Source organism: Pseudomonas sp. (assembly GCF_026224925.1).
In the GTDB taxonomy this organism is placed as follows: domain Bacteria; phylum Pseudomonadota; class Gammaproteobacteria; order Pseudomonadales; family Pseudomonadaceae; genus Aquipseudomonas.
The window spans coordinates 18670-41513 of sequence record NZ_JAMFRV010000327.1 but is presented as its reverse complement, the minus strand read 5'-3'; the positions used below and the strand labels follow the sequence as shown (position 1 = coordinate 41513).

The window sequence follows — 22844 nt, the reverse complement described above, 5'->3', positions numbered from 1 at the left end:
TGAAAGCAGTAAACACCTGGTGAGTGATTTTCTGAAGGCCTTCTCCAGTGGAAACCTTGAGGCCATTTCTGCTTTTTTTCATGAGGATTTCAGTTGGTGGGTCGCGGGCAGTCTGGAAGGACTGTCGGGTACTTACGATCGTCGACAAATGTGTGAGCTGCTGTCCGGTATTACCGCCGTTTATAAACAAGGTGCCCTGCCTGTGACCCCCATCAGCATGATCGCCGAAAGTGATCGGGTCGCGGTGGAAGTGCAATGTTATGCTGAGTTAGTCAATGGTCGCATTTATAAAAACCAACTTCACATGGCCATTGAACTCTCCGACGGCAAGATCAAACGAATTCGCGAGTACATGGATACGGTACATGCCTATGACACTTTTCTTGCCCCTTGACGGGTTTGGACAGTGCAGGGCGATGAATCAATATCACCACAATAAAAAGGAAGTCCGATGAGCAGGCTACTCAATAAAGTCGCTTTGATAACGGGTGCTGCGCGTGGAATGGGGACATCTCACGCTCAACGATTCGTTCGTGAAGGTGCGAAAGTCGTCATCACTGATCTTAACGAAGAACGCGGAGTCGCCTTAATGAATGAACTGGGTGCTGACAACGCACTGTTCATTAAACAGGATGTTTCCAATGTTCATAGCTGGGCGTGTGTCGTGGCCCAGGGCGTGGCCCGTTTTGGTCCCATCACTATTCTGGTGAACAATGCCGGAGTTCTTGGCCCTGTTGCACAGACCGTCGAACTGAGCGCCGAAGATTACGCCAGCGTCTGTGCAGTTAATCAGCACGCAGTGTTCTATGGCATGCAGGCGGTTATTCCGTCGATGTTGGAGGCGGGCATCGGCTCTATCGTTAACATCTCATCTATTGCCGGGATGGCCGCCAACTACGGTTTTCCGAGTCTGGCGTACGTAGCCAGTAAGTTTGCGGTCCGCGGTATGACCAAAGCGGCGGCAATCGAGTATGGCCCGCGCAACATAAGGGTTAACTCGGTACACCCCGGCTTTATTCAAACGCCGATGATGGTTGAAGCCACGGATGATCAGGGCGGCGATGCGTTGGCGCAAATTCCGTTGGGGCGCATTGCAAAGCCAGAAGAAGTCAGCAACCTGGTGCTGTTTCTTGCCTCAGACGAGGCGTCTTATATAACGGGCAGTGAATACCTGGTCGACGCCGGTATGTTGGCTCAATGACCCAGGTTTTGAACGATATGGATGGAGTAGCAAAATGACTGAGTCGACCCAAGTAACGTTCCCCGCTTACACAACTATTCGCTTGGAACAGAAGGGTGCGTTGACCTGGTTGATTCTCAATCGTCCGGAAAAGGCTAACGCATTATCCAATGAGTTGCTTGATGAGTTTTCTGACGCTCTGCGCTTTCTTGAGACCGCTGGTGGACCAGTAATCGCCATTCGTGGAGAAGGCCGTGGGTTCTCCGCCGGGTTCGATCTTGATCAAGTCGGCAAGCTGACCAGCGCAAAAGATGCGGTCAGTGACAGAGAACGCTTGCAGCGAAACCTGAACCGCTTTCTGGCGATTTGGGACCACCCCAAGCCAATCATCGCTGCAGTGCACGGCTACTGTGCCGCAGGCGCGACGCAGATGTGTGTTTACGCGGATATCACCATCGTTGCGGACAATGTGCGTATCAGCGAGCCAACGGTGCCCATCGGGGGTGGTTATATCGCGCCGCTTTGGGTGCCGTTGGTGGGGCCAAAGCGCGCCAAGGAGTTCGCCTTTGTTCCGGGCAATAGCATTAATGGGCCCACCGCAGTGGAATGGGGTTGGGCTAACCATTGCGTGGCGGCCGATGAATTAATTGCAGTCGTTGAAGACTTGGCCGAAAGGATCGCAATGATCGCTCCGGAAGTGTTGCGGATCAAAAAGTTGTCGATCAATAAAGCCGCCGATGCCATGGGTTTTCGCGCCGCCAGTGCCAGCGTTGCGGAAATGGACACCTTGTTGCACTTTTCCACCCCCGTGCTTGAACTCAAACAATGGATTCAGGAGGTAGGGCTTAAAACCGCGATGCAGCATTATCGAGTGGAATCAACCAACCCGCTGACTACCACGCGCAAGCCGGACCAGTAAACCTCCCTATAGCGCGGAGCTAAAGGGAATGCCCCATCAGTGCTAACATATTCGCCATGTGCCAGAGGGTGGCGCACCAAACAACGTGTTACCTCGCTCTGTCGACGGATCACACCAAGGGAGCATCTGGTTTTATGGCCGATACAAGCAACATTTCTCGCCGTCGCAAGGCTGCATTGGCCGACGGCAGTGTCGAATACAAAGCCAAGCGCGATGAGCTGGTTCGAGTGGCCGCCATGTTGTTCAAGGACAAAGGCTATAAAGCCACCACCTTGAACGATATTGCCAAAGCCGCAAATCTGGACCGTGCGAGTGTTTACTACTACATCGGTAGCAAGGACGAGTTCTTCAAGGAAGTGATTAAAAGCTCGGTCGACAAGAATATTGCCGAAGTGGAGAGCTTGCTGCGCATGCGCTCGCTTGACCCGGTGCAGAAGCTCGAGAGGCTCATTGAGCTTCTGATGATTTCCTATGACGAATGCTACCCGTACATGTACGTGTACATTCAGGAGCAAATGCATATTGTCGCGGAAGAGGGCACTAACTGGGCCCAGGACATGGCACAGCAGACCCATCGATTTGAGAAAGCTGCGATGGGCTTGATTACCCAAGGTATCGCCAAAGGATTGCTGCGCGACGATATCGTGCCTGTGCTTGCAGCGAACGCAATATTCGGCATGCTTAACTGGACCCATCGTTGGCACAAGCCAGACGGAAAATATGGCGCTGCTGAGATCGCGGGCACGTTTTCCCGGATATTTTTCGATGGCATGCGTGTCTGATACAGTTTGGATTGAAGGCTGACCGGCTCGTTGCGAGCCGGTAGTTGGTGGGTCAATTGTGTCGATTTTGCCGCAACTGCCGAAGTTTGAGTTTAAACGACTCCGAGTCCATGCAACTGACCACTGCTTTTAATTCCTCCTCCAGTTGTATATGCAGTTTTGTGCCGGCTGAATGCATGATCAGTCGTTTGGTAGCCGCTGCTGCCTTGGGTTCCCACAGTGCCAAACGAAGGGCGAAGGCTTCTGTCTGCTGTTTAAGTTCTACAGCCGGTACAACGCGAGCGACCATGCCCCACTGCATTGCTTGTTGCGCACTGACTTCCTGTTCAGCCAAAAACAACTGCATGGCACGCCGTGGACCTACAGCGCGAACCAGGGCCGCCGTGCCGCCGGCATCGGGTGACAAACCTATTTGGATGTAAGCCGGACGCAGTCTTGCATTATCGGCCGCTATACAAAAATCCCCCATGAAGGCCAGTGAAAAGCCGGCGCCTGCCGCCACACCCTGAACGCTGGTCAGCACTAGCGCTGGCATCCGCTGCAAAACCAGCAGAAAGATATTCAGGTCGGTCAGTAGTTGAGTAATGGGTGGGGCGAGATCATCGATATGCCTGACGAAGAAATCCAGATCACCGCCAGCGCAGAACGATTTACCTGCACCGGCTAATACCAGTACGCGAATGTCTTTTCGTGCCTCTACTTCCAATGCGAGCAATTTCAAGCGCAAGGCCATGTCTGTATCAATGGCGTTATAAGCTGTGGGCTTGTTCAGGGTAATCGTTGCGATCATCCCGTTGACACTCAGGCATGCACACGCTTCTTGTTCATCGATCATTTCAATACCTCAGCGTGAGTGTCGTCCTTAGACGCTGGTTGCGCTGCGTTCTTTTGCTGTGGCTAGCCCCAATGGCGAAAACTGGCCATAGCTGCCCTGGAAGAATACTAGCGGCAGGCCGCCTTGTTCGATTTCCAGGTCATGGACCAGGCCAATCACAATGTAATGGTCACCGGCCTCGTGAATGGCTTGCATGTCGCAATCTATCCACGCGACGCTTTGCTCAATAATCGGAGAACCCAGCGGGGAGAGTCGATACACCGTGCCGATGAATTTATCAGTAGCTTTGGACGCGAGACGTCGGCATACGTCCTCCTGGTCAGCCCCTAAAATGTTCACGCAGAACTTTCCTGCGGCCTGAATTTTTGGCCAGCTTGAAGACGCTCGGTCGGGCAAGAACGCAACCAAGGGTGGATCGAGGGAGACTGAAGTAAAGGATCCGACCACCATGGCTGCAGGTGCGTTGTCCTCTTGTATCGCGGTGATCACGCAGACGCCCGTAGGATATTGCCCAAGCACCTGGCGAAACCTTTTCGGGTCCAATGGCTGAATGGCTTCGTGCTGTTGTTTTATGGTCATGGCTGATCCTGCAATCGGCAAAGTGTGTAGGCCCAGCGCCGTGTGCGGCGCTGGGTAGCGAGCGAGCACTCAGGCAAATATGCCGTCTGCGCCTTTGGTCGCAAACCGCGGCGCTACAAGACTGGCGAATTTCTCCAGTTCTTCGTTGTTTTGATCTGGGTTGAGGTGACCCTGGCCGAACATCAGGAACAGCTCATTGAAACCCAGTCGGTCATGAGCCTCACCGATGCGGTCGGCGATCTCGTCTGCTGAACCAATCAGGACGTTGGGCATGCGCTGACCAAACGGAATGAACCACTTGTCCCAAAACCATTGGTGCTCAGCCATTAGCTCGCGGGCTTTGGTTTTGTCATTGGTCAACATCAAGAAGCCACCCCATGCCGCGACCTCTTCGCGTGCGACTTCATTGCCTGCTTGCTTGGCACTCTCCGCATAGCGTTTCCAGAGGGCTTCACAGAAGTCCAGGTCACCCGACAGGACAATTGGCTTGCCGCCTTCGCGTGCCCAGAAGTCGACGGTTTTCATGCTGCCGGCGAAACCGCCGTAGATGCGTGGATGCGGTTTTTGATAGCACAGCGGTGCGATGCCGATCTGGCGGACAATGCCGTCCTTGTCCATGCCTTTGCCAAACTCAGCGTAGGCAGGGTGGCCAGCGGAGCCGCCGTTTGGCGGGAACTCCCAATGTTTGCCTTTATGGCTGAACACGTCATTGGTCCAAGCCTTTTTAATGACTTGTAGGGACTCTTCGAAAATCTCGCGGTTGAGCTCGTCCATGGCGTCCTTGGACTTGACCATATCGACGGTGGTTGCAGAAACGCCGCGAATAGCGGCGTATGAATCTACCCAACGCGCGTGGTAACCCCGGGTGAATCCTACGAACAAGCGGCCCTGCAACATATGGTCGAGGGTGGCAATTTCTTCGGCAATACGTACCGGGTTATGCGTAGGCAGGGTGTAGCCCATGATTCCTGCTTTGAGGCGTTTGGAGTGCATGCCGACGAACAGGCTAAACATGCCAGGGTGGTTGTTAATCTCAAAGCCTTCGATCTGCAGGTGATGTTCCGGCTGGCAATAGCCTGCGTAGCCAAGGTCGTCCGCAAGGCGAACGTAATCCTTAACCTCGGAAAGAAACCGTTGGTAAAGCTCGGGCCGCTGCCCGGCCATGCCAGCTTCTATCTCATAGCGGCGGCCAATAACGCCGGTCTGCATCAAGTTGAATTTCATTATTGTTCTCCTGGGAAAGCGGCTTGTGAAAGCAAGCATGCGATCTGATTTTGATTATGTCAACGGTGATGTTGATTTGTGGAAAGTAAAATCAACTGATGTGTTGAAAGCGATCAATCTGTCTGTTGACGCTGGTGTTGACTGATTCTATTATCAACTTTCGTGTTGACAAAATAGAGCCTGAAAGATGAATGAGCCAGTCGATTTGCAAGAGCTTTACACGCAAGTGCTTCGCTTAAGTGCTGCTGACGAAATCAAGACGTTGATTTACGACTACGCCTTCCACCTGGACATGAACCATCCCCAGGAGCTCAGCGAGCTGTTTATAGAAGACTGTGAAATTAGCTATGCGCCTAACTTCGGTGCGGTAGGGCGCGAGGCGTACGCCAAAACGCTGGAAGGCATCGGTACGTATTTCGTGGGCACCAGCCACCATGTGTCGAATATCAAAGTCGAGTTCATCGACGATGCAACTGCCCAGGTACGTTCGATCGTGTATGCGTGGCACCGCTACAGCCGCGAGCGGCCCGACAGCCATGTGTGGGGGCAGTACCGGGACGAAGTCGTGAAGGTTGACGGGGCATGGCGCTTCAAAAAGCGTGTGCTGTGCAACGCTGGGTCGAAAGACTTTCACGTTAAAGAAGCGAATCCCATCGGACGCGCTTGATCCTCACCTATATAGAGAAGCACTCATGTCAGATATCGAGTTTTTTTGTGAGGGCCATGTCGCCCACGTACGGCTCAACCGCCCCAAGTCTTTGAACGCAATCAACAGCGAGATGGATCAAGCGTTACATGATGCCTGGCACGAGATTAACCGTGATCCTGAGATATGGGTCGTTGTGCTTTCTGCAGAAGGTGAAAGGGCGTTCTGTGTCGGCGCAGACGTCAGTGGTGGTGCCGAGCGGCCCTCGCGCATGGCCCTCGGTGGCGGATTGACGGGGGTCGGTGGGCCTTTGGTGAAGTTGAATAAGCCAATGATCGCTGCCGTACAGGGCTATGTTCTGGGCGGTGGTTTCGAATTGGCACTGTGCGCAGACATCATTGTGGCTGCGGATTCAGCACTGTTTGCAGTGCCGGAAACCAAGGCCGGGATCATCGGCGAGTGCGGTGTACTGCACAGGACCATGCGTCAATTGCCGCCACGTATTGCCATGGCGATGATTCTTACCGGCGAGCGCATGCCTGCAAGCGATGCGCTGCAACACGGGCTGATCAATGAGGTGGTTCCGTTCGCGGACCTGCAAGCCGCAGCTGCACGCTGGGCCGAAAAGGTGGTGTTGGCCTCACCTTTGGCCAACCAGGCTGCCAAGTCTGCCGCATGGCAAGGACTTGAATCCTCGCTGGAAACTGCGTTGAGCACACGCTATGAGCCGATCGAAAATTATGCGTTCAGTGCCGACCGGCTGGAAGGACGTAACGCATTTGTTGAAAAGCGAAAACCTGTCTGGCGTGGGCTGTGATTCATGGCAATCAAAAAGGTTGGCATTATCGGTGCCGGAGTAATGGGCTGCGGCATAGCTCGGGTGCCAGCGGGTCAAGGCTTGCCGGATATCTGGGGCGCAAAAGCGGGCGCGGATTTCATGTCTATTAGTTAAAGTGTTGTACATGGTGCTTTGACGCAAAAGCAGTGGTGCGTGTTTTTCAGCCTTCTTAAAACAAAAAATAGGACGTTTCGCGGGCTCGACTCGCACGACGACATCGAAATGGGGAGAGAGCAATGGAGCTTTTCAGCGGGTGGTGTGAGGTGTCTCCCATCGGGGATTTATTGGTGCGTGCAGCCCATCTTCACCCAGACCGATTTGCGTTGGTTCTACCAGAGCATCGATGCACCTATTCGCAATTAATGCAGGGCGCAGTGAAAACAGCGCAAGGGCTGTTGGCGTTGGGTGTTATGCCTGGCGATAACGTCGGGCTCATGTCGACCAACAGCATCGAATTCACTGAAGGATTTTTTGCTGCGGCGCTGCTTGGGTGTGTCATCGTGCCGTTGAATGCCCGCCATAAGGCAGCCGAAATTGGTTTTATCATCCGTAATGCGCATCTCGCGGCATTGCTGACCACGGCAGACGACCAAGAGTACGTTGATTTCACCGAGCTGTTTTGTGCGGCGCTGCCCTCGTTGTCGGTGGCCCCCGACGCCACGCATTTGTCATTACCTGAAGCGCCGAATCTACGCGTCGCAGTGCTGTTACGCGGCAAGCAGCGGCCCGGGTTTATCGGGCGGGATCAGTTCGACACATTGATTGCGCAGGTATCCCCTGATCGTGTGGACGCCTTGCGTAGGCGTGTTCGCACGTGCGACATCGCGTTGACCGTATACACCTCAGGCACCACCGCACATCCCAAAGGCTGCATGTTGACCCATGAAGCTATTACCCGAGGCTCTGTAGAGCGTGCACGCAGCCGTTTTGCGGCCAAGGGCGGGAATGTTGTGTGGGGAGGAGGGCCGCTGTTTCATATCGGGTCTCTGGCACCGTTTATCGGCACCATTGGCGCGGCGGGCACTTACCTCACTGATGCCTTTTTTGAACCTGGTCGCGCGCTGAAACTCATGATGGATGAGCAGGTGACAACTATCTGGCCATGGTTTCCGGCGGTGGTTCAGGCATTGCTGGATCATCCGACGTTCGACTCACAACGCTTGTTGGCGTTACGCACTGTTATTTTGATTACCGCACCAGCCCTGGTAGAACGCGTGCAACGACTATTGCCGCAAGCTGAGGCTATTCAGGCATGTGGTATGACCGAGACGTCTGGCATCTTCGCATTGAGTTCGCCAGACGATTCACTCGCCCAGCGCGCCATCAGCCATGGCAGGCCTGCAGAGGGTATTGATGTGCGCATCGTTGACCCTTCCACAGGCGATGATGTTCTGCCCGGCAAGGTCGGAGAAGTTTTGGTTCGGGGCTACTGTGTCATGTCTGGTTATTACCGCGATAACGAAAAAACCGCCCAAGCCATCGACGCGCAGGGCTGGTTACACACCGGAGATCTTTATCGTTTCAACGATGACGGCGGACTGGTATTCAACGGTCGCCTCAAAGACATGTTGAAGGTCGGCGGCGAGAATGTCTCGGCGGTTGAAGTAGAGGCTTTTCTCTGTAGCCATCCTGCGGTAAAGCTTGCAGAGGTAGTAGGGCGAGCCGACTCACGACTGGATGAGGTGCCTGTGGCGTTTGTCGAGCTGCAACCGGGCTGCACTGCAACGGCCGATGAGTTGATTGCTTTCTGTAAAGGACAGATAGCCAACTACAAAGTCCCTCGAGCTGTCTATTTCATCGAAGCTGGAAGCTGGCCCATGTCCGCGACCAAGGTCAATAAGCAGGCACTCAGGCAACGATTGTGCGATGTGTTAGAAGCATAAACGCTGTTTTTCGGTTGGTTAAACGATAACGTTGATTAAAAACTTGTATCGTTTCGTGGTGGCTGGTCCTCCGCGGAAGATGAGGTGTGCTGGCCTTTTTTTGATGAGACCAGAGCCCGTAAAAATTAATTTTTGCTTGTTCAACGTTACTGTTGACTTGGCAATATTTGTATAGGATATTCACTGCGAGTCGTGGTTTTGCGTGACATCCGAGTACGGCCCGTATGACTGTTTTACCTTAAGAATAGAAATAAAAAAGAGAGAGGAGAGAAACGCCATGCCTATGGAAACCGGTCTTATTTTCCATCCTTACATGAAGCCGGAGCGCACTGCTCGGCAGACGTTTGATTGGGGTGTACAGAGCGCTATCGCAGCTGACAAAGCCGGCTTTAGCTCAATGATGATTTCCGAACACGCCTCGCAACGCTGGGAAAACATTCCCAATCCCGAGCTGATCATCGCTGCGGCAGCACTCCAGACAAGCAGAATCAAGTTCGCCCCCATGGCGCACATTCTTCCTCATCAACATCCAGCCAAACTGGCCATCATGATCGGCTGGCTGTCGCAAATTCTCGAAGGCCGTTATTTCCTTGGCATCGGTGCAGGCGCCTATCCACAGTCGTCTTATATCCACGGGATCAAGGGCGGTGAAGACACCAAATTTCTTAACGATATGGTTCGGGAATCTTTGGATATCATGGAGAAAATCTGGAAGCGTGAACCGTTCTTCCAGGAAGGTAAATATTGGAAGGCAGGCTATCCAGAAGAGACACATGCTGACAACGCCGAAGACCAGCAGCATATGTTGGCAGACTTTAGCCCTTGGGGTGGCAAGGCACCCGATATCGCAGTAACCGGCTTCAGTTTCAATTCGCCATCAATGCGTTTGGCTGGAGAGCGTGGTTTTAAACCAGTGTCCATTTACTCGGGCCTTGATGCGCTCAAGAGCCATTGGGACATGTATTCCGATGCTGCTTATAAAGCGGGTTATACCCCTAGCCGCGCCAACCATGCGGTATCTCAAACTGTATTCGTGGCCGACACCGATAAAGAGGCGAAGCGCCTGGTCATGGAAGGCCCCATTGGCTATTGCTTCGAACGTTACCTGATACCCATTTGGTGGCGTTTCGGGATGATGGACGGCTTCATCAAAGATAAAGGCGCCAGTGCGGCAGACGTAAACCTCGAATGGTTAGTCGATAACGTATTTGTAGTCGGGTCGCCGGATACCGTTGCTGACAAAATCAACACCTTGTTTGAGGCGGCAGGTGGCTGGGGCACGATGCAGGTCGAATCTCACGATTACTTCGATGACCCGTCGCCTTGGTTCAATTCGCTGGAACTGATTGCGAAAGAAGTAGCGCCGAGAATAAAACTACCTTCCTGACCTGCTGACCGGGCCCGTCCCTTCATAACACCGTACATCGCAATCAAAATGATGAGAGATAGCAGGGACGTTATCTCGTATACATTCGTCCAGGTTGTCAACGTAAGTGTTTACTAGCGCTTGATATCAACCACGAATGACCAACATTCGGAGCTGCTTGCTGCCTGCAATACCTTGCTGTTCATGCACCATTGGAGAGGAATGATGAAAACAAAAATTAAAGAAAACATCACCGCCAGACCGAAAAAACTCACTGCCGCCATTGCGTTGATCGCTACATCGGGGTGTTTTGTCACACAGGCTCACGCTTATACATTTGACCCGGGTGATAGCGATTGGCGGGTCAATTTTGATACGACACTGCAGTACACGATGGGCTGGCGTGCGGAAGGGCGCGATAACAACATCGGTAACTCAATTCCGAATGCGCAAAGTGATTACAAGTTTAACCAAGGTGACATGGTCACTAACCGCCTGCAAATGCTGTTCGAGTTTCAGGGCGTGTATCAGGATCGCATGGGCTTTCGTCTGTCGGGCTCAGGGTGGAAAGATTTCGCTTATGACGACAAAGTTGAAACCAATCCCGCGCCTGGTTACGGAGTCAGCTACTCCAACGGTCATTATTCCTCTTACACAAAGAAGTACCAGTTGAGGGGCGCAGAGTTACTGGATGCGTTTGTGTTCAAGAACTTTGAAATCAGTGATGTACCGGTATATGCCAAATTCGGTCGATTTACCCAGCAGTGGGGTAACGCACTGTTCTTTGGTTTTAGTAGCATTTCTTATGGGCAACATGCCGTCGATTATATCAAGGGCTTCACCCAACCGGGTTCCGAAGTTAAAGAGCTTTTTTTGCCGCGGGGTCAGGCCAACCTGGTTGCAGAGCTGACACCTACCTTGACTGTAAGTGGACAGTACTTTCTGGAAAACGCAGAAAACCGTTATCCAGAAGGCGGTACCTACCTGGCACCCTCGGACTTGCTTTATCAGGGGCCTAACACGTCAGAGTTTCAATTTGGTCCTGGATTTTCTGCAGGTGAAAGTCATGACCTGAAGAACATTAACAACAACTTCGGGGTCAAGGCTGCCTGGTCCCCTGAATGGGCGAATGGCACGATCGGGTTCTACTATCGGCGCCTGGATGAAACCCAACCTTGGGCGTTGGCGGAAGGGCAGCTTGGCGTCGGCGGCGACGTACATCTTTCCTATGGCGACAACGTAAAACTGTATGGTTTGTCGTACGAAACGACTGTTGGCAGCACCAGTTTCGGCATGGAGGCCAACTACCGTACCAATACGGCTCTTGCCAGTTCATTTACCTTACCGAGCTTTGGTACCGGCCCTGCCCAGCCTTACCGTGAAGGCGCACGCGGTAATATTACAAACTTGCTTGCCAACAGTTTCACCCAGCTGGGGACCACGCCTTTCTGGGACGCGGGCATCCTGCTTGCGGAGGTGACGTATACCCACCTCGACAGCGTGACCAAAAACAAAGAATTGTTTATGGGCAAAGGTTATTCCGCGTGTAATGGCGGTGGAATAGCTCAAGGCTGCGCGACCAAAGATGCTGCCGCAGTGGCCTTCTTGTTTGAACCTCAGTGGTTACAAGTTTTTCCTTCGATTGACCTGAGTTTGCCGATATCAGGCACTTACGGTGTCAGTGGTAACCCGGCGTATGCAGCGGGCTCTTTCTATGCAGAAAAATCACTGGTGTACTCCGTGGGGATCCGCGCGAATTATAAACAAGTTCACCAGGTTACGTTGCAGTACCAGGACTATGACTGGGATCACCTAGGAACCGGCGCCATTGGCCCTAATGGTGAGAAAGGCTATGTTGGTGGCAACGGTCCTTATGCCCTGGATGATAAAGGTTGGGTGTCATTGTCGTATAAAACCTCGTTCTAATAATAAATAAGGTGACGAAGATGTCTAAGCGCAGAGCTATTGGTAATCTGCTGGCAGGGGCTTTTGTATTGACGTGCGTGTGCCCACTGGTATTTGCAAAAGTTACGCCTGAAGAAGCAAAAGCAATAGGTACCACTCTCACCAGCTTTGGCGCGGAGGCCGGTGCGAATGCAGACGGTTCTATCCCAGCTTATACCGGCGGCCTTCAAACTGTTCCGGGTTACAATCGTGAGAAGAACCAGACCTACATTGATCCGTATAAGAGCGAAAAGCCGCTGTATTCGGTCACCGCAAAAAACATGGCGCAATATGACGCGGTGTTGACCGAGGGCAGTAAGGCGCTGCTGAAGAAGTACCCTGACACTTATCGCATAGACGTGTTTCCAACCCATCGTACTATGCGCATACCGGACTGGATGGTGGAAAACACCAAAAAGAACGCTACCACAGCTGAAATGACCGGCCAGGAAACCGGTGACAGCCTCAAAGGTGCAGCGGCTGATGGGCTACCGTTCCAAGGCGTTCCCTTCCCAATCCCGAAGAATGGTTATGAGGTGATGTGGAACCACAAGATGACGGTCGGCCCGGCGGTGCTGCACCAGCAGAACAAAGCTTTTCTCGTAGACAGCAATGGTAGCGTCACGGATATCCCATCAACGCATCAAATGTTCACCCGTCCATGGTCAGAACAAACTGGCGAATTGCGTAAAAAGACCTTTGACGCAACCTATGGTGTTTCGTCCAACCTAGTATCTCCGCCGTCGGCGGCAGGCACGTTCTTTCTCAACTTCTATCTGCCGACTGCCGATAACGGCGGCCAACGGGTATGGTTCTATACCCCGGGTCAGCGGCGGACCCGGACCGCGCCAGACTTCTCTTATGACCTGCCTATTGCTGCTTACGGCGGCGCATTGTTCTGGGACGAGTTGACCGGCTTTGTCGGGAGAATGGACCGTTTCGATTTCAAGTTAATCGGTAAGAAAGAGATGGTTATTCCGTATAACTCTTTCCCGTTGACTCAAGACATCCAGGCAAAAGATGCACTCGGTAAAAGTCATTTGAATCCAGAGGCTGTACGGTTCGAGAAACACCGTGTGTGGGTGGTCGAAGCCGATCGTAAAGCCGGCGAACGCCATGCTTATAAAAAACGCCGCTTCTATGTTGAAGAAGACTGCAACTGCGTGGTTGCCAGCGATGCTTACGATGACGCTGGCAACCTATGGCGGGTCGGAGCTGTATATACCTTCCCGACCTACGACGTTGGGGGCGTCAACAACATGAGCGTTGGCTTTAACGATCTGCTCAAGGGCAATTATTTCATCATGAACTACGGCGCCGCCGATGAAGGTTACTTCAATCGTAGTTACACCAGCGCAGATGGCCTCCAAATCAAACTGACGCCAGCATCCCTCGCAGGCAGTGTCAGATAACTGAAGAAAAATTGAAGCCGCGGTCGCAAGCCGCTGCTTCGTTTTCGGGAGAGTGGGTGCCATGAATGATTGGAAGGAAGTGAGTACCGGTCCAGGTAAAGGCGCTTCGGTTCTATTGTTGCTGTGTTTTCTGGTCCTATTTGTAGGGCAAGCCTATGCATTCGAGGACCCACTGGTAACGCCTGCGATTACTCAATCGAATCCCGCCCAACGCCCGCTTATCGGCATTACGCATGCGGGTAATCGGCTGATCGCAGTCGGCCTTCGAGGATTGATCATTTACTCTGACGATCAGGGTAAAGGTTGGAAGCAAGCGAAGGTGCCGGTGCAAAGCGATTTACTTGCAGTGCAGTTTCCGACCCCAGCTCAAGGGTGGGCCGTAGGCCACGACGGGATCATTTTGCACAGCGTAGATGGTGGGGAGACTTGGATTAAGCAATCGGACGGGCGTATGGCTGAGGCTGCTGCTCGGGAGTATTACAACAAATTGGCCAGCACCGGTGATACGTCCGCCGCAGATGCCTTGCAGATGGTTGATCTGAACTACCGCTCTGGACCATCGCTGCCTTATCTGGATGTGTGGTTTAAAAACGAACAGGAGGGTTACGTCGTGGGGTCGTTCGGTAACTTGGCGGCCACTGTGGATGGCGGTAAGAACTGGGTTCCGTGGCTTGACCGAATTGATAACCCCAATGGCGCGCACTTGAACAGCGTGCGAGGCATAGGTGGGGACATCTATATCGCTGCGGAGCAAGGGTACGTCTTCAAACTTGACCCAGATAAAAACCGTTTTGAGCCCATTCAAACCGGTTACGCAGGTAGCTTCTTCGGGTTGACGGGCAACGACCATATTATGTTGGCTTTTGGCCTGCGCGGTACCATCTACCGTAGCCTGGATGCAGGACTTAACTGGCAGCCGCAAAACAGCCCATCGCATTCCACGCTGACTGCCGGCGCTATTGATGCCGAAGGCAACTTTACCCTGGTGAATAATGACGGGCAGTTGGTGGTCGGTGACCCGTCCGGAAAGACTTTCAAACTCATTACTCCCGATAAATATATGCGCCTTACCTCAGTCGTCTCCAACCAGGATCAGTCGGTTATTACAACCGGGCTTGGCGGCATAGCGCATGACGCCCTCGTGCCTCATTGATCACGTATAACTTTAATAACAGGTATGCCGACGATGTCAGTCTCCAGCGAAAACAGCGACTCAATGCCGGCGATCCGCAGGGTGGAGGATTTTGATTCACTTTCCGGAAACAAGCTCGAACGATTGATCTTCAATAACCGCTTGATCATCACCATAGTAAGCCTTGTTTTGACGGTCGGGCTTATGTTTTCTGCTGTGCGCCTGGACGTTAATGCAAGCTTTGACAAGATGATGCCGCAGTCTCACGCGTACATCAAAAACTACAAGGACAACGCTGCATCATTGCGCGGTTTAGGAAACTCCTTGCGGATAGTCGTCGAAAATCCCACCGGAGATATTTACGACGCTCATTACATCGATACGTTGCGCGACATCAACGATAAGCTGTTCCTGATACCCGGCGTTGATCGATCGTTCATGAAATCGCTGTGGATGCCAGTGGTGCGCTGGACAGAAATCACCGAGCAGGGCTTTGATGGCGGCCCGGTAATGCCAGAAGCCTACAACGGCTCCGCTGAAAGCTTGACTGGCTTGCGTCAGAATATTTATCGCTCGGGGATCATTGGTTCATTGGTGGCCAATGACCAACGCTCAAGCATGATTTTCATCCCTTTACTCGAACGTGATGGCGCAACTGGCAAAGCCCTTGACTATAAAGAATTGCGTAGTCAGTTGGAGTCGCTAAAACACGAGTACGAAGCAAAAGGCGTCAAGATTTATATCATTGGCTTTGCCAAATTGGCGGGAGATCTCATTCATGGCCTGATGCAGGTGATGGGTTACTTTCTGATCGCCGCACTGCTGGTTTCAGCGATTATCTACTGCTATACCCGCTGTATTCGCAGCAGTGCATTGGTCATCTCCTGTTCGTTGATCGCGGTGGTTTGGCAGTTAGGAATAATGCAGATGCTTGGGTTCGTATTGGACCCATTTTCAATGCTCGTACCGTTCATGATATTTGCGATTGGTGTGTCGCACGGGGCACAGAAAATGAACGGTATCATGCTGGATGTAGGCCGCGGGACACACCGCTATGTCGCCGCCAGGTATACGTTCCGTCGACTGTTTCTTGCGGGTGTCACAGCGTTGATGGCCGATGCGGTTGGGTTCGCGGTACTGTCGATCATCGATATCCCAGCGATCCGCGACTTGGCGCTACAGGCCAGTATTGGGGTTGCAATATTGACCGTCACTAACTTGTTGCTATTGCCTATCCTGCTGTCCTACACCGGGGTAAGCCCCAAAGCAGCTGCGCGTGCGGTGGGGAGCAAGCAGGGTGAGCATCCGGTAGTGGGTATGTTGCTGAAGTTCACCGAGCCACGGGTCGCGGGTTTTGTTTTGCTGGGCACCGCTGTATTAACCGCGGGCGGGTTATTGCTGGCTCATCAACTGAAAATAGGCGATCTCGATGCCGGAGCGCCAGAGTTGCGGGCCGATTCCGAATACAACCGGGACAACGGCTACATCACCAGCCACTATGAGTTATCCAGCGACCAGTTCGCAGTCATTGTCACCAGCCCCAAAGGGCGACTGGATAACTTCGAAGACGTCGTAGAAATGGATCGCTTGGAGCAGCAGCTCCGGGAGTTACCTGGTGTTCAGACCACCAGTTCGATTGCTAGTCTCGGCAGACCCTTAACCTCGGCAGGATTTGAAGGGTCACCGAAGTGGATCACACTCAATCGAGATCCTTCAGTCATCAACGAATCTATTAATAATGTGTCGGCCGCTAGCCCGGAAATGGTTAACGATTCACGCAACGTCGCGCCTATCATCGCGTTCCTGACCGATCACAAAGCTTCAACCCTCGCCAGCGTGGTGACTCTGGTTGAAGCTTTTGCGGCCAAGCACAATACCGATCAACGACAGTTTTTATTGGCCGCCGGAAACGCGGGTATAGAGGCTGCGACCAATCAAACTGTGGCAAAAGCCAACTATCAGATGCTCGGTCTGGTTTACGCGGTGGTTATCATCCTGTGCCTGATTACGTTCCGCAGTTGGCGAGCGGTATTGGTGGCGGTTATTCCATTGGCGGTGACTTCGGTGTTGGCCGAAGCGCTGATGGTCTTGATGGGCATCGGGGTAAAAGTTGCGACGTTACCTGTTATAGCCTTGGGTGTAGGCATCGGGATCGATTATTCGCTGTATCTCCTGACGGTCTATTTGTCCCATGTACGTCAAGGGCACTCGGTTCGCGAGGCCTATCGTCGGGCATTGATGTTCACTGGGAAGGTGGTCGCGTTGATTGGCGTGACACTTTGCGTCGCCGTTGCGACATGGATCTGGTCACCCATCAAGTACCAAGCCGATATGGGAGTGCTCTTAGCGTTCATGTTCTTATGGAACATGGTAGGCGCGCTGGTCGTTGTACCGAGTTTGGCGGCCTTTTTACTTAAACCCGCTAAGGACGTATCGCCGCCGGATGAGACAACGGTGCCTCAGGAAAAGGATCTGAGGGTTGAATTAGAAAAGCCACGAAGGAATGTGCCGGTCTGATATTGAGGAAAGGGGCATCGAAAGCTGATCATGCTGTTAGACCAAGTCATCGTGATGGATGGCTTGGTCTAACGATTTGATTGTCAGGTCCGCTCGAAGATGGCTGTGGTCGAAATGATCGCACCTGTGGCGCCTAATGGGTGGTCGAGGGAAATCCCTGAACCATCCGGGCTCATTTGGCAGGATAGAGATCCAGTCCCTGGGACCTCATCACCTGGGGGGCTAATGAACCGACAGTTCGTCTAAGCCCTCAAGCAGTTGCCCACTAGCGTTGGTACTACATCAAGGGTGCCTATTTGGGTGAGGTTTTTTGCTGATATCTGCGCCTGGGTATCGCCTAAGGCTCTTCCCGTCTGGCTCGATAATAAACAGTCCCAAGGGGAGTCGCGGAACTGGTTGTGCACAGCCTGCGCAACGATTGCGCTGTCCGATAACTGCCACCGCAGAGGCTCCAGTGCCAATAGCTCACAACAGATATAACCGGCAGTAAATATGTCCAGCAAGTTGGTTTGTCCATCACTGCCCGCGCAGACCAATACAATAGGCGAGTCATGTGCGGCGGCGATGCGCTGAACGACAGCTGGGGCATTCACCAAGGCGGCGGTGTAGACGTGAAGCGCTTCGGATGACTTACGCAAGGCGGTGCCGCATGCACCACCCTGCATCAAGTTCATAGGTGGCGAGTTATCGAGCAACGGGCCGGGCAATTGATGCGGACGAAGCAGGTGCACCTCGTTTGCTCCGTCGGCCAGCCGTTGCGCAATTAATGAGGTCGTAGACAGCACATTGATAATGACGACGGTTTTTTCGGCAAGGTTAAGTGCGTCGAGATCTTCCTGGCGCAACACTACAGTTACTTTAGGCATGGTTGTGGCCCTGTCAGTTATTTTGACGGCCACGCAACGTGAATACCCAAGCGGTTGCTGGCTCTTTTTGTAGGTCTTATTAACGCTCACCAAGGGCGGGCAGGGCGGTTGCCAAAAAATTCAGTATGACTTGGTTGAATGGGTCATTTTTATCTCCGCCCACCATATGCCCGGCGCCGCTGACATCTTGCAGTTGGGCGTGAGGTATAAGGTTGAGTAATGATTGCGCTCCGTCTTGCGTCACAACATCACTTTCAGCTCCGCGGATCAGCAATGTCGGAATACCAATAGCCGAAGCGGCCGTTTCCATCCGATGGGTGAAGGGCGCCGATACAGATCGGGATTCATCATTCAAAAACGCAGGATCCCAATGCCAGTAATAACGGCCATCAGCGCGTAGCTTCAGAACCTTCAATAGCCCTTCGGTGCTGGCTGGTTTCGTGCGCACTGGTGAGTACTTGGCAATAGCGCTGGCAGCTTCTTCCAGCGTTGTAAAGCCTATAAGGGTACTGGCCATGAACTGCCTTATGTTATCGACGCCTTGCAGAGACATGCGCGGAACTACATCAACCAATATCAACGCACGTGCGCAAAGCGCCAGGCTTTCGCCACAGGCGAGCAATGACACGGCGCCCCCCAACGAAGCACCGATGAGTACTGGAGGATGGTCCAATGTATTGACAACCGCTTTCAGGTCTTCAATGAACGCGTCCAGTGAATAGTCCCCCTCAAGCGAATAAGCGCTGTCTCCATGGCCTCTCATGTCGAGGTTGATAACCTGATAGCCGGAGTCAATCAGGGTTCTTCCCAAGCGGCGCCAGGAATGACGAGTTTGCCCGCCGCCGTGTAACAAAATGACCGGCGGGTTATGCTTATCGCCACCAATATCGGCAACTAAAGTCAGGTCGGAATAGCCAGTGTATTGAATCGTCTGCATGCTCATTGCTTACCTCGATTTCTAACTCGGCGAAACATCATAAATGATGGCCCGAATCAGGACGTTGCGAGAGCAAAGGGGGTAGAGGTTCCTGATGGACTTACGTAGTCAAAGACTTCAAGGTCGAAACCCGATATTGCATGGTACTTTCGTGGGCTGCCCATCAGGCGCATTTTACCAAGCCCGAGTAAACGCAGAATTTGCGAGCCAACTCCGATCATCAGCGAGTTGTAATGGGTTGGAACGTTTCGTTGTTGAACCGACTCGTCGACATTGCCCAAACTTTGCAGCAGGTCTTCTGCAGACTCTGAAGCCGCAAGCAGCACTAGTACGCCGGTGCCTTCTTCGGCGATTCGTTTCAGGCAACGATTGATGTTCCAGCCGCTGCTGCCTTTAGCTTGAATACCCAATAAATCCCGGGCCGAAAGGCCTTGCTGGACTCGGGTCAGCGTCGGCTGCTCCTTGAATATCTCGCCACGTACCAGTGCGAAATGTACATTTCCGTTTATTCGATCACGAAAGGTGTGGAGGGAAAACTCGCCGTCGTCAGTGTTGACCACACGGGTGCCCATCTCATCTACCGTGCTTTCGTTGACAACTCTGAAGTGAATCAGATCAGCGATGGTGCCAATTTTTAATTGATGTTCTTGGGCAAACACTTCCAGTTCAGGACGACGCGCCATGCTGCCGTCGTCATTCATGACTTCGCAAATGACTGCACTTTCCTCAAACCCTGCCAAGCGGGCGAGGTCGCAGGCGGCTTCGGTATGACCCGCCCGAACAAGCACGCCACCCGTTTCAGCGATCAGCGGGAAAATATGACCTGGTTGTACAAGGTCAGTCGATATCGCCTGTGAGCGGGCTGCTACTTGAATGGTGTGCGCTCGGTCTGCGGCCGAAATCCCAGTGCTCACGCCCGTTGCGGCTTCGATCGAATTGGTGAACTTGGTTCCGTGGCTAGAACCATTGTGCTTGACCATAAGCCCTAGACCCAGGCGATCACTCTTGGCTTGACTCACCGGCATACATATCAAGCCACGTGCGTGCTTGGCCATAAAATTAATGTGCTCGGCGGTCACACATTTGGCTGCCATGACGAGGTCGCCTTCGTTTTCGCGGTCTTCGTCATCAATCAGCACGACCATCTTGCCGTTACGGATGTCCTGAATGATTTCTTCGCTGCTGTTTAATTGCATGGCAATACACTCAACGTGTGGCTGGGCTTTTCGCGGCGGAGCCTTGGAGAAGCAAAAGGGTCAAGGGACCGTCACGGCGTTTATTATTTTTTAAGTTGCAGATATTTGAACCGAACCATTTGTTTTGTGGCTGAAGCCAGCTTCCGTAGAACAGCATTGGAACGGAATGAATTGAATTATGTTGATTACAACTGTGCCTGTCAACGTTATGGTTGATTGAAGGTCCGTTGTGGTTTTTATGCCGGAATGACGGGAGGTAGTGGCACAAAGACGGGTTATGATGACGTCAGCCAGCGCGAACCTTAATCCGCAGGCAAGCCTCTACCCTCGGAGCCAGATTCTCGATGTCCACGATCACCCTGTTTCAAACTCCGCCCCCGGAACTCATCAAAAGCCAGATTCTGCAGATGGTCGTGGATTACCTGACCGACATCAGCATGGTCGCCATCGCACCAAGCAATCCGCTGTACAACCTGTATCAATACGGTATCGGCTTCGAAGTTCATCTCTACCTGGATGCTTTGGACGGTTCCAAGGGCATACCGGTCGAGCTAATCGTTGCGCTAGACGACGAAGACCCTTCTATCGTTGTCGGCTTTTTGCTGTACCTGCCGGTAAAAGACGATCCTGAGGCCTGCGCGGTGCCCTATATGGCAGTCCGGGCGAGCCATCGACGTCAGGGCATTGCCCGCGCAATGCTCCATCAGATGCTCGGTCGTTACCCTCACGCTGACCTGGCGTGCACCGTGGCCAAGGTCCCGTATTTCGAATCGTTGGGCTTTCAGGTGTTGGGCGCGCGCGGTCCGCAGGTGGTTATGAACACCTACGACCATGGCACCGATAGTTTGCTGGCCGTGTTGGATGTTGCGCCGATTTATAACTCGTTGGAGGTGCGGCAAATCCACACCTACCTGCTGCAGCAACACGGCAAAAGAGCGATGACAGACGCCGAGAAGAAGCGCGACCGCCAACTCGATCAAATGACGCGCCACGCTAAGGCATTTGTGCAGGAGCGTCTGGGCGAGAGTGCTGTGCCGGGCATTGGGGGCGGGTTGCGGTTGGTTTAGGCGTCGCTTCTGATAGGCTGCTGAGCCAAACCGTTAAAGCGCCAGGCCCAATCAATGCTTACTATTCGAGTTATGACCATGGACGATTACGATGGGGTCATCGACCTCATGAAACGTACGCCAGGCGTCACCTTCCGCGATGCTGACTCTCGTGAATCGACTTCGAAATACCTGCAACGAAATCCCGGGATGAGCTTCGTTGCTGAAGTCGCAGGCATTCTCTGTGCTTGCGTCATGTGTGGGCACGACGGCCGCAGAGGGTATTTGCAGCATTTGGTTGTTCTTCCTCAATATCGGCGCCAAGGCATAGCCAACACGCTGGTAGAACGCTGTCTGTCAACGCTTGAGCAACACGGGATACTGAAGTGTCACCTCGACGTGATCAAGACAAACGCGACCGCTGCTGACTATTGGCGCAGCCAAGGTTGGCAGCTGAGGACTGATATTGATCGGTACTCGTTTACGCGGTCGGAAAATGAAAACGTTTGATCTTTGACCAGCAGGACCTGGCTTGCCGAAATCACGCAGCTCGTTCTGCGCTCGGTAATGATCAGCCTTGCTCACTACGCCGTAGATAATCCTCAGCCAACTCAAGCATCCGCGCTCGACCAAAGCTCGGATCATGACCGCCATGCACCACTTCAACGGGCAGATTTTTCAAACGGTGCATCGTGCGCTGATAGTCGGTCACGTTAGCGCCGCCTATCTTGTCCAACAGCGGCCCATCGTAAATGGCATCGCCGGAAAACAGGGTGCCCGTATTTTTCTCCCACAGTCCGATGCTGCCGGGAGAATGACCGGGCAGATGCAGCACCTCGAACGCTGTATCGCCTAGGTCAACCACGTCGCCCTCATCAATTAGACGCGTCGCTTGAGTACCCCTCGGGCGAAAGGTGAACGGGTCAAAACCTTCATGAGGATAGGCATCAATCATGACGTCCGGTACCTCATAACCTTGCGCCTCAATGTTCGCGCGAGAAGTGCCAGGCCAGTGACAACTGCACAGCACTGGATAGGTCGCTGGAGTGGCCAGACTATGCGCCTCCAACGGGTGCACCAGGCGATGTTCGAATTCGTGCAGGCTGCCGACATGATCCGTATGGCTATGGGTCGCAACCACGATAAGCGGTTTGTTCAATAGCGCTGCCATCGCTGATTTCAAGCTACTGATGCCCATACCGGCATCGACCAGAAGATCGCTATCGCGCCCGCGCACATGCCACATGTTGCATTGGTCAAGCCGAGCGACATGCGGCTCCCACAGCAGCGTAATCCGGTCGTCGATGCGTTTTGTCTCAAACCAGCGATCAGCAATGCGCATCATGAAGCTCCAGTAACTTTTCAGAACAGGGGGGTGAAAGCACGCTGTATGCAAAAAAAGAGCAGTCTGTAGTCATTACTGACGGCATTGGTCACGCGGGTAAAAGCGTGTAACTATCAGGTACAAAGACTCTTACTATTAGAAGTCTACAGGGAGAGGGCTAGTCTGGAAGGAGCGCTGTCGAAAGTCAGCCCGTTTTA

Annotated in this window: 22 protein-coding genes; 15 read left to right on the top strand and 7 right to left on the bottom strand. The window is 53.0% G+C overall.

The window, feature by feature from the left end; translation table 11 throughout:
• The 4 genes from M0974_RS14260 to M0974_RS14245 form a co-directional block, all read left to right on the top strand.
• On the top strand, nt 1-394 hold a 394-nt coding region (locus M0974_RS14260; protein ID WP_297837724.1), incomplete at its 5' end, for a nuclear transport factor 2 family protein.
• Nucleotides 395-451: 57 nt separating this feature from the next.
• Nucleotides 452-1201, top strand: coding sequence for an SDR family NAD(P)-dependent oxidoreductase (locus M0974_RS14255; protein WP_297837721.1), 750 nt, complete (start codon nt 452-454; stop codon nt 1199-1201).
• 34 nt (nt 1202-1235) lie between these two features.
• Nucleotides 1236-2099, top strand: a complete 864-nt coding sequence (locus tag M0974_RS14250) for an enoyl-CoA hydratase-related protein (protein WP_297837718.1) — start codon at nt 1236-1238, stop codon at nt 2097-2099.
• Between the two features lie 134 nt (nt 2100-2233).
• A complete protein-coding gene (locus M0974_RS14245; protein WP_297837715.1) occupies nt 2234-2881 on the top strand; it encodes a TetR/AcrR family transcriptional regulator in 648 nt (215 codons plus the stop codon).
• Nucleotides 2882-2933: 52 nt separating this feature from the next.
• On the opposite strand, the gene M0974_RS14240 is transcribed toward M0974_RS14245, so the two are convergent.
• The 3 genes from M0974_RS14240 to M0974_RS14230 all read right to left on the bottom strand — a co-directional run bounded on the left by M0974_RS14240 (nt 2934) and on the right by M0974_RS14230 (nt 5519).
• On the bottom strand, nt 2934-3716 hold the full coding sequence (locus M0974_RS14240; protein WP_297837712.1) for an enoyl-CoA hydratase/isomerase family protein: 783 nt from the start codon (nt 3714-3716) through the stop codon (nt 2934-2936).
• Nucleotides 3717-3743: 27 nt separating this feature from the next.
• Complete coding sequence (locus tag M0974_RS14235; protein WP_297837709.1) at nt 3744-4295, bottom strand: flavin reductase family protein; 552 nt, start codon at nt 4293-4295, stop codon at nt 3744-3746.
• 69 nt (nt 4296-4364) lie between these two features.
• A complete protein-coding gene (locus tag M0974_RS14230; RefSeq protein ID WP_297837707.1) occupies nt 4365-5519 on the bottom strand; it encodes an LLM class flavin-dependent oxidoreductase in 1155 nt (384 codons plus the stop codon).
• 187 nt (nt 5520-5706) lie between these two features.
• Here M0974_RS14230 and M0974_RS14225 point away from each other — a divergent pair, with 187 nt between their 5' ends.
• From M0974_RS14225 to M0974_RS14185, 9 genes are all read left to right on the top strand, one after another.
• Complete coding sequence (locus M0974_RS14225; protein ID WP_297837704.1) at nt 5707-6186, top strand: nuclear transport factor 2 family protein; 480 nt, start codon at nt 5707-5709, stop codon at nt 6184-6186.
• Between the two features lie 25 nt (nt 6187-6211).
• Nucleotides 6212-6982 (top strand): enoyl-CoA hydratase-related protein, encoded by a 771-nt coding sequence (locus tag M0974_RS14220; protein ID WP_297837701.1) that lies wholly within the window; start codon nt 6212-6214, stop codon nt 6980-6982.
• A gap of 3 nt (nt 6983-6985) precedes the next feature.
• Nucleotides 6986-7117, top strand: coding sequence for a hypothetical protein (locus M0974_RS14215; RefSeq protein ID WP_297837698.1), 132 nt, complete (start codon nt 6986-6988; stop codon nt 7115-7117).
• A 122-nt stretch (nt 7118-7239) separates the two neighbouring features.
• The gene (locus M0974_RS14210; RefSeq protein WP_297837696.1) at nt 7240-8886 is read left to right on the top strand and encodes a class I adenylate-forming enzyme family protein; all 1647 of its coding nucleotides are present in this window, start codon (nt 7240-7242) and stop codon (nt 8884-8886) included.
• A 202-nt stretch (nt 8887-9088) separates the two neighbouring features.
• Nucleotides 9089-10273, top strand: coding sequence for an LLM class flavin-dependent oxidoreductase (locus M0974_RS14205; protein WP_297837693.1), 1185 nt, complete (start codon nt 9089-9091; stop codon nt 10271-10273).
• Nucleotides 10274-10477: 204 nt separating this feature from the next.
• Nucleotides 10478-12178 (top strand): DUF1302 family protein, encoded by a 1701-nt coding sequence (locus M0974_RS14200; protein ID WP_297837691.1) that lies wholly within the window; start codon nt 10478-10480, stop codon nt 12176-12178.
• A 20-nt stretch (nt 12179-12198) separates the two neighbouring features.
• The gene (locus M0974_RS14195; protein WP_297837688.1) at nt 12199-13608 is read left to right on the top strand and encodes a DUF1329 domain-containing protein; all 1410 of its coding nucleotides are present in this window, start codon (nt 12199-12201) and stop codon (nt 13606-13608) included.
• A 61-nt stretch (nt 13609-13669) separates the two neighbouring features.
• Nucleotides 13670-14761, top strand: a complete 1092-nt coding sequence (locus tag M0974_RS14190) for a YCF48-related protein (protein WP_297837685.1) — start codon at nt 13670-13672, stop codon at nt 14759-14761.
• A gap of 33 nt (nt 14762-14794) precedes the next feature.
• Nucleotides 14795-17257, top strand: coding sequence for an MMPL family transporter (locus M0974_RS14185; protein WP_297837682.1), 2463 nt, complete (start codon nt 14795-14797; stop codon nt 17255-17257).
• A gap of 242 nt (nt 17258-17499) precedes the next feature.
• On the opposite strand, the gene M0974_RS14180 is transcribed toward M0974_RS14185, so the two are convergent.
• From M0974_RS14180 to ribBA, 3 genes are all read right to left on the bottom strand, one after another.
• Nucleotides 17500-18123 carry a 2-phosphosulfolactate phosphatase gene (locus M0974_RS14180; protein ID WP_297837679.1) on the bottom strand — a complete coding sequence of 208 codons (624 nt, stop codon included), beginning with the start codon at nt 18121-18123 and terminating at the stop codon, nt 17500-17502.
• A 79-nt stretch (nt 18124-18202) separates the two neighbouring features.
• Nucleotides 18203-19066, bottom strand: a complete 864-nt coding sequence (locus tag M0974_RS14175) for an alpha/beta hydrolase (protein ID WP_297837676.1) — start codon at nt 19064-19066, stop codon at nt 18203-18205.
• A 50-nt stretch (nt 19067-19116) separates the two neighbouring features.
• Nucleotides 19117-20256 (bottom strand): bifunctional 3,4-dihydroxy-2-butanone-4-phosphate synthase/GTP cyclohydrolase II, encoded by a 1140-nt coding sequence (ribBA, locus tag M0974_RS14170; RefSeq protein WP_297837673.1) that lies wholly within the window; start codon nt 20254-20256, stop codon nt 19117-19119.
• 344 nt (nt 20257-20600) lie between these two features.
• Here ribBA and M0974_RS14165 point away from each other — a divergent pair, with 344 nt between their 5' ends.
• Both M0974_RS14165 and M0974_RS14160 read left to right on the top strand, forming a co-directional pair.
• Nucleotides 20601-21323, top strand: a complete 723-nt coding sequence (locus M0974_RS14165) for a GNAT family N-acetyltransferase (RefSeq protein ID WP_297837670.1) — start codon at nt 20601-20603, stop codon at nt 21321-21323.
• A gap of 54 nt (nt 21324-21377) precedes the next feature.
• Complete coding sequence (locus M0974_RS14160; protein ID WP_297837667.1) at nt 21378-21812, top strand: GNAT family N-acetyltransferase; 435 nt, start codon at nt 21378-21380, stop codon at nt 21810-21812.
• A 61-nt stretch (nt 21813-21873) separates the two neighbouring features.
• Here M0974_RS14160 and M0974_RS14155 read toward each other — a convergent pair whose 3' ends face one another.
• On the bottom strand, nt 21874-22647 hold the full coding sequence (locus M0974_RS14155) for an MBL fold metallo-hydrolase (protein WP_297837664.1): 774 nt from the start codon (nt 22645-22647) through the stop codon (nt 21874-21876).
• Between the last annotated feature and the right edge of the window lie 197 nt (nt 22648-22844).